At 54.3% G+C, this 6,405-nt stretch carries 6 protein-coding genes and 3 tRNA genes; 8 read left to right on the top strand and 1 reads right to left on the bottom strand.

Annotated features, from left to right (window positions below):
* Window positions 1-32: 32 nt before the first annotated feature.
* The 5 genes from AC3WJN_RS11240 to AC3WJN_RS11260 all read left to right on the top strand — a co-directional run bounded on the left by AC3WJN_RS11240 (window position 33) and on the right by AC3WJN_RS11260 (window position 4,789).
* The gene (locus tag AC3WJN_RS11240) at window positions 33-872 is read left to right on the top strand and encodes a metal ABC transporter permease (protein WP_005828603.1); all 840 of its coding nucleotides are present in this window, start codon (window positions 33-35) and stop codon (window positions 870-872) included.
* A gap of 38 nt (window positions 873-910) precedes the next feature.
* Window positions 911-1,336 (top strand): Fur family transcriptional regulator, encoded by a 426-nt coding sequence (locus tag AC3WJN_RS11245; RefSeq protein ID WP_005828601.1) that lies wholly within the window; start codon window positions 911-913, stop codon window positions 1,334-1,336.
* A 218-nt stretch (window positions 1,337-1,554) separates the two neighbouring features.
* Complete coding sequence (gene nadB / locus AC3WJN_RS11250) at window positions 1,555-3,177, top strand: L-aspartate oxidase (protein ID WP_005828599.1); 1,623 nt, start codon at window positions 1,555-1,557, stop codon at window positions 3,175-3,177.
* Complete coding sequence (gene nadC, locus AC3WJN_RS11255) at window positions 3,167-4,012, top strand: carboxylating nicotinate-nucleotide diphosphorylase (RefSeq protein ID WP_005828597.1); 846 nt, start codon at window positions 3,167-3,169, stop codon at window positions 4,010-4,012. Before nadB ends, nadC begins: the two co-directional genes overlap by 11 nt.
* A 12-nt stretch (window positions 4,013-4,024) precedes the next feature.
* Entirely contained in the window at window positions 4,025-4,789 is a 765-nt protein-coding gene (locus AC3WJN_RS11260; RefSeq protein WP_005828595.1) for a type III pantothenate kinase, read from the top strand.
* A gap of 59 nt (window positions 4,790-4,848) precedes the next feature.
* Here the strand turns inward: AC3WJN_RS11260 and AC3WJN_RS11265 are convergent, their stop codons facing one another.
* Complete coding sequence (locus AC3WJN_RS11265) at window positions 4,849-5,277, bottom strand: GNAT family N-acetyltransferase (RefSeq protein WP_007776427.1); 429 nt, start codon at window positions 5,275-5,277, stop codon at window positions 4,849-4,851.
* A gap of 790 nt (window positions 5,278-6,067) precedes the next feature.
* Between AC3WJN_RS11265 and AC3WJN_RS11270 the strand changes: the two genes are divergently transcribed.
* The 3 genes from AC3WJN_RS11270 (at window position 6,068) to AC3WJN_RS11280 (ending at window position 6,405) form a co-directional block, all read left to right on the top strand.
* Window positions 6,068-6,160, top strand: a tRNA-Ser gene (locus AC3WJN_RS11270).
* Between the two features lie 11 nt (window positions 6,161-6,171).
* Window positions 6,172-6,245, top strand: a tRNA-Glu gene (locus AC3WJN_RS11275).
* Window positions 6,246-6,329: 84 nt separating this feature from the next.
* Window positions 6,330-6,405: transfer RNA gene (locus AC3WJN_RS11280), tRNA-Val, on the top strand.

Here is a 6,405-nt window from a genome sequence, read left to right on the forward strand (position 1 = left end):
TGCAAACGAGATAACAAAGAAGGAGTATGAACATGCTGGCTGATTGGTGGCAGTATGATTTTTTGCGGTACACCCTGTTTTCGGGGATTTTGATTGGCCTGATTTGCCCGTTGCTCGGGACGTTTCTCATCGTTCGGCGCTTGTCGATGATGGCCGACGGTCTTTCTCACGTCACGCTCTCGGGCGTGGCGGCGGGGATGCTGGTCTCGAAAAAAATTGCCTTTTTCTCGGCAGTAAACCCGCTGTTTTTCGGGATGCTTTTTGCGGTAGTCGGCTCTTTGTTCATTGAACGGCTGCGCAAAGTGTACAAAGCGTATCAGGATTTGGCGATCCCGATCATTTTGTCCACAGGTCTGGGGCTGTTTACGGTGTTAATCAGTGTGGCGGACGGATTCAACGCTGACCTGTACTCGTATTTGTTCGGGAAAATTGTCACTGTCTCCATCGAGGACTTGTATGCGCTGATTGGCGTAGCAGTCGTTGTGCTGGGCACCGTCTTTTTGATTTACAAGGAGCTGTTCGCCGTCTCCTTTGACGAAGAGTTCGCCCGGGTGTCCGGTGTCGCGCGCAGATCGATCAACCTGTGGTTCATGGTGCTCGTGGCGCTTACGATTGCCGCTTCCATGCGGATTGTCGGCGTGCTTTTGATTTCCGCGCTGATTACGCTTCCGGTTGCGGCGAGCCTGCAAATTGCCCGAAGCTTTCGCCAAACGATCTTTTTCTCGATTCTGTTCGCAGAAATCTCCGTGTTGAGCGGTTTGTATTTTGCCTATCTCTTCGATTGGGCATCTGGTGGTACAATTGTGTTGATGGCCGTTTTGATTATGCTCGTTGTCTTGGGAGTCAAAAAGCTGCGTGTGATAATGCGATAGAGTCATCAGGTTAAGACAAAAGGAAGGAGTGTTTGTCGATGAAAGTGGAAGAAGCCCTGCAAATTTTGAAGGAGCACGGGTACAAATATACCGGCAAGCGGGAGGAAATGATCCGCATCTGCGCAGCCGAAAAGCGCTACTTGTCTGCCAAGGATATTATGGAACGAATCAAGGAGCAGTATCCGACGCTCAGCTTCGATACGGTTTATCGCAACATCTCCACTTTTGTTGAGCTGGGGATTTTGGAGGAGACGGAGCTGGAGGGAGAAGGCCGTTTTCGTCTCGCTTGCTCCGCCGACGGGCATCACCATCACCACGTCATCTGTACGGAATGCGGGAAGACCTCTTCCCTGCCAGGCTGTCCGATGAACGTCATGGCGGCTGTCCCGGAAGATTTCCAGGTGACCGGGCACAAGTTTGAAGTGTACGGAACCTGCAAGGAATGTGTCGCCCAATCCAACTGAAGCTAGTTTGCCTGCAAAGAGTGTTCGCCTGAGGGCGGGCGCTCTTTTTTTTTGCAAGAACAGCCTTTCGCCAAAACGCGATCGTTCATCCTTGAGAAGCCTTTCGATACAGGTTTTCTTACGCCTGAAAAGGAACTCTTCCAATGTAGTTTTCATCCGGTCGGTATTTGCTATAATGGGTGGGAAATCATCAGTTACGGAGAGAAGGGACAGCAGCCATGATTCCCCGTTATATCGCGGATTTTGATTTGCAGTCGTTGCCTCGATTGAAAACAGACGTAGCCGTTGTAGGAGCAGGGATAGCCGGGTTGTATACGGCATTGCAGACGAGTGAGTTTGCGGATGTAGTTCTGATTAGCAAAAAAGGGCTGGATGACAGCAATACCCGCTGGGCACAAGGGGGGATTGCCGCCGTTACTGCCAAGTCGGATTCTCCTGCCTTGCATCGTCAAGATACGCTGATCGCCGGAGCTGGACTTTGCTCGTACGAAGCGGTGGAAGTGCTCGTACACGAAGGCCCTGATCGCTTGAAAGAACTGATTGCATATGGGACGGAGTTCGATCGGGATGAACAAGGCCAGTACGAACTGACGCAGGAAGGGGCGCACAGCAAGCGGCGCATTTTGCACGCAAACGGGGATGCAACCGGAGCAGAAATCGTCCGCGCTCTGTCCAAGCGGGTGATGGAGCAGGGGAACATTCGGGTGCTGGAGCATCATTTTGCCATTGATGTGGTCACACAGGATGGAGAGTGCGTGGGGGTCATCGTGCAAAAGCCGGAAGGGGACATGTTTTTCCTGGAGGCAAAAGCAACCGTGCTGGCGACCGGGGGAGCGGGGCAACTGTACCGCTACACGACCAATCCGGAAATCGCCACCGCTGACGGAATCGGCATCGCCTACCGGGCCGGGGCGCGCATTAAGGATGTGGAGTTCATCCAGTTTCACCCTACGGCGCTGTACTATCCGGGGGCGCCGCGCTTCCTGATCTCCGAGGCCGTACGGGGGGAAGGCGCGATTTTGCGCAACAGCAACGGCGACCGCTTCATGGACAAGTACCACCCGCAAAAAGAGCTGGCGCCGCGCGACATCGTAGCCCGCGCCATCGTCTCGGAGATGGAGCAGACCAAATCGTCGTTTGTGTATTTGGACATCACGCACGAACCGGAGGAGCTTATCAAGCGCCGCTTCCCGACGATCTACAACTTTTGCCTGCAATACGGACTGGACATGGTGACGGACTGGATTCCGGTTGCCCCTGCGTGCCACTACATCATGGGCGGCGTCCAGACCGATCTGAACGGCGAGACGACGACAAAACGGCTGTTTGCCTGCGGGGAGGCGTCCTGCACAGGGGTACATGGAGCCAACAGGCTGGCGAGCAATTCGTTGTCGGAAGCGGTCGTGTTCGGACATCGTATCGCGCAGCGGATCAAACAGTTGCCTGCGCTGCCTGACATTCGTCCGGTCCGGGCTGTATCTGCAGATCGGGATGCGCGCACGTTTAGTACACGTGAACAAAGAGTGAAGCTGCAAAAGCTGATGCTGCGGCATGTCAGCGTCAAACGCGACGAAAAAGGCTTGTTGAAAGCGCTGGCAGAACTGGAGCGAATGGAGCGGTTTTACCAGTACGCGGCGCAGGACCGGGAGGCGTTCGAGTTTTTGAACCTGTTGAACGCAGCGGTGCTGACGACGAGAGCCGCATTGCTTCGCGAAGAAAGCCGCGGCGGGCACTATCGCAATGATTTTCCGAATAAAGACGATTTGTTATGGCGCAAGCATTTGATCCAGACGTTTGAAGACGGCGTCCAAGAGGAGTGTGGAAAAAACGATGTGGAATAAACGGGAGCTGGAGCGAAAAATCGAAGAGTGGCTGCAGGAGGATCTGGGCTTTGGCGATGTGACGACGCTGAGCACGATCCCCGAGTCCGAGCAAGGAACGGGAATTTTGTACGCAAAGGAAGCGGGAGTGGTAGCCGGGCTGCCGATTGCCCGGCAAGTGTTCGCGACGGTTGATCCCGCGCTTGTGTTTACGGCAAAAGTAGAAGAAGGACAGCGGGTGGAAGTCGGCCAGGAGCTGGCAGAGGTGCGCGGCTCCGTGCGTTCCATCCTGAGCGGCGAGCGGCTTGCGCTCAATTTAATGCAGCGCCTGTCCGGCATCGCGACGAAGACGAGCGAATACGTGGCAGCGGTAGCGGGAACGAAAGCGCGGGTAGTGGATACGCGCAAAACGACTCCGGGACTGCGTTTTCTCGAAAAGTACGCCGTTCGCGTCGGAGGCGGCCACAATCACCGTTTTGCCTTGTACGATGCGGTGATGATTAAAGACAATCACATCAAAGGAGCGGGCGGCATCGCACAGGCGGTCGCTTCGGCGCGGGCAGCGATTCCGCACACGATGACGGTAGAGGTGGAGGCGGAGTCGCTGGACCAGGTGCGTGAAGCATTGGAAGCGGGCGCGGACATTATCATGCTGGACAACATGTCTTTGGAAACCATGAGAGAAGCGGTGGCGCTTATTGATGGCCGCGCGGTTGTCGAGGCTTCCGGTGGCGTCAACCTGGAGACGATCGGAAATATTGCCAAGACGGGCGTGGATGTCATCTCTGTCGGCGCTCTGACCCACTCGGTCAAGGCGTTTGATATCAGCCTGGATTTGAATACGCGCAAACGGTAAGGAGCGACCTGTATGCTACTGGTGATCGACATAGGCAACTCCAACATCGTCCTCGGTTTGTACGAGGGCGAGGTGCTGCGGCATCATTGGCGGATTGCCGCCGACCGGAACAAGACAGAAGACGAGTACGGCATGCTGGTAAAAAGCTTGTTCAGCAGTGCCGGTCTGACGATGGAGCAGGTCAGGGGAATTATCTTTTCCTCAGTCGTGCCGCCGTTGAACACGGTGATTGAGCGCATGTGCGGCAAATATTTGCGCCAAAAACCGCTGATCGTCGGGCCGGGGGTCAAGACCGGGCTGAACATCAAATACGAGTATCCGCGCGAAGTAGGCTCGGACCGAATCGTCAATGCGGTGGCGGCCATTCACGAGTACGGGGCTCCGCTGATTGTTGTCGATTTTGGGACGGCGACGACTTTTTGCTATGTGGACGAGCGCGGGCAGTATTGGGGCGGAGCGATTGCGCCGGGCATCGGAATTTCCACGGAGGCGCTGTTCAGCCGCGCGGCAAAGCTTCCGCGCATCGAAATCACAAAGCCGGCAAGCGTCGTAGGGCGAAATACGATTGCGGCCATGCAGGCGGGCATTTACTACGGTTTCGTGGGCCAGGTCGAGGGGATTGTGCGGCGGATCAAAGCGGAGTACCAGACGGAGCCGACGGTAGTAGCGACAGGAGGGATGGCTTCGCTGGTAGCAGACGAGACATCCTGCATTCAAGTGGTCGATCCTTATTTGACATTAAAAGGGCTGCGCCTGGTTTATGAGCGCAATCAGTGAATTGGTGAAAAACAGCCGTGGAAGGCAAGCGCTGCGGCTGTTTTTGATTGGAGATTTTGCTACACCATTTTGCAATAAAACAATTCCGGATCACCAGGGTCCAGGTGGCTGATGGTTCCGCTGTACTCGTAGCCGAGCTTTTCGCAGAGCTGCTGCATTTTTTTGTTCGATAGGTTAGTGGAAGTGAACAGCTTTGCGGTAGGGCATATTTTTTCCATGTGGAGCATCAGGGCTTTGCCGATCCCTTTTTGCTGATGCGTGGGATGGACGACGACGAGGTGGATAAAGCTTTGCTGAAAAAACGATTGGTTCATGATGGCGAAGCCTGCGACATGCATGTCCAGGGAAGCGACATGACAGTGACCGGCTGCAATAGCGGATTGCAGCTCTTGCTCGCGACTGGCGGAGCCTAGCACGGCGGCATCTATTCGACAGACAGCGTCGATATCGTGAGACGTTGCTGGACGAATCGTTACTATGGCTTTCACGTCCTTCCATCATTTTTTGAGCCGTTTCCTTTCTTGTATGAAGAAGGGCAAGGGTGTTAAACTGGGAGTATAGACTTTGCGTTTTTCGGCATACGATGAAAAGGAGCCAACGCCGTTGCAGCGGCATTGGACTCCCGGGACAAGAAGCTGTGGCACACCCACGGCGCGCATGATTACAAAACCAGCGAACCCACCGTCGGGCGGTCAACCTTAGGCGGTGGGTTTTCGCTTGTTACGCCGTTTTCTTGCCCATCGGTACAGCTTTCTGCCACTAAACCAGAGGCTGAGCAGCGTTGCCAGTACTTTCAGGCAAAGGTAGAGCGTGCCGAGCGAGACCATCAGCGTCACCTCCTTTGCAGGAAGCTGCGCCGCGGCCTTCCACCGCCAATCTTGTCCTATGGTAAAGTATACCATTGTTTGGTGTGGCAGCCATCCCAAAAAGCTCGTTTGCTCTGTCCTATTTGGTGTAGGCGCGATTGCAGGCGTGCCTGTGAAAGATGGATGGATGGTCCATGGAGTAAAATTCGGTTTCGCGGGCAATTATAAATGCGTAGCTCGCAAAGGGGGCGTGACGTAATCAGAGAAAAAGAAAACGGATTTTGTTATTTTTTCGTTGACAGCGCGTGGCTCACGCGCTAAAATGGCTATTGTGCCTAGCAGAAAAGTTATATGACAGTGAACTTTTTAAATGAAATCAAAAAACTTCTTGCCAAGTCGATGAGCTTGTGATAACATACGAAGTCTGAAAGGCAAACAAGGTGGATCGCTTTGATCTCTTTCATATGTACATGGATGGATGTCCGAGCGGCCGAAGGAGCACGATTGGAAATCGTGTAGGCGGGGTTGACCCGTCTCGTGGGTTCAAATCCCACTCCATCCGCCATTAATTCTCATGGCCCGTTGGTGAAGCGGTTTAACACAGCAGCCTTTCACGCTGTCATACAGGGGTTCGAATCCCCTACGGGTCACTTATACACCCACCTAGTTGTTGGGGTCCCCGCAAAGTACTCGGTGTTGCTATAACGCAATCTCTTCTCTTTGTGGGGTACTTTGGAGGCTTAGCTCAGCTGGGAGAGCATCTGCCTTACAAGCAGAGGGTCGGCGGTTCGATCCCGTCAGCCTCCACCA

Source organism: Brevibacillus sp. FW306-2-1A-C05A, assembly GCF_058781555.1.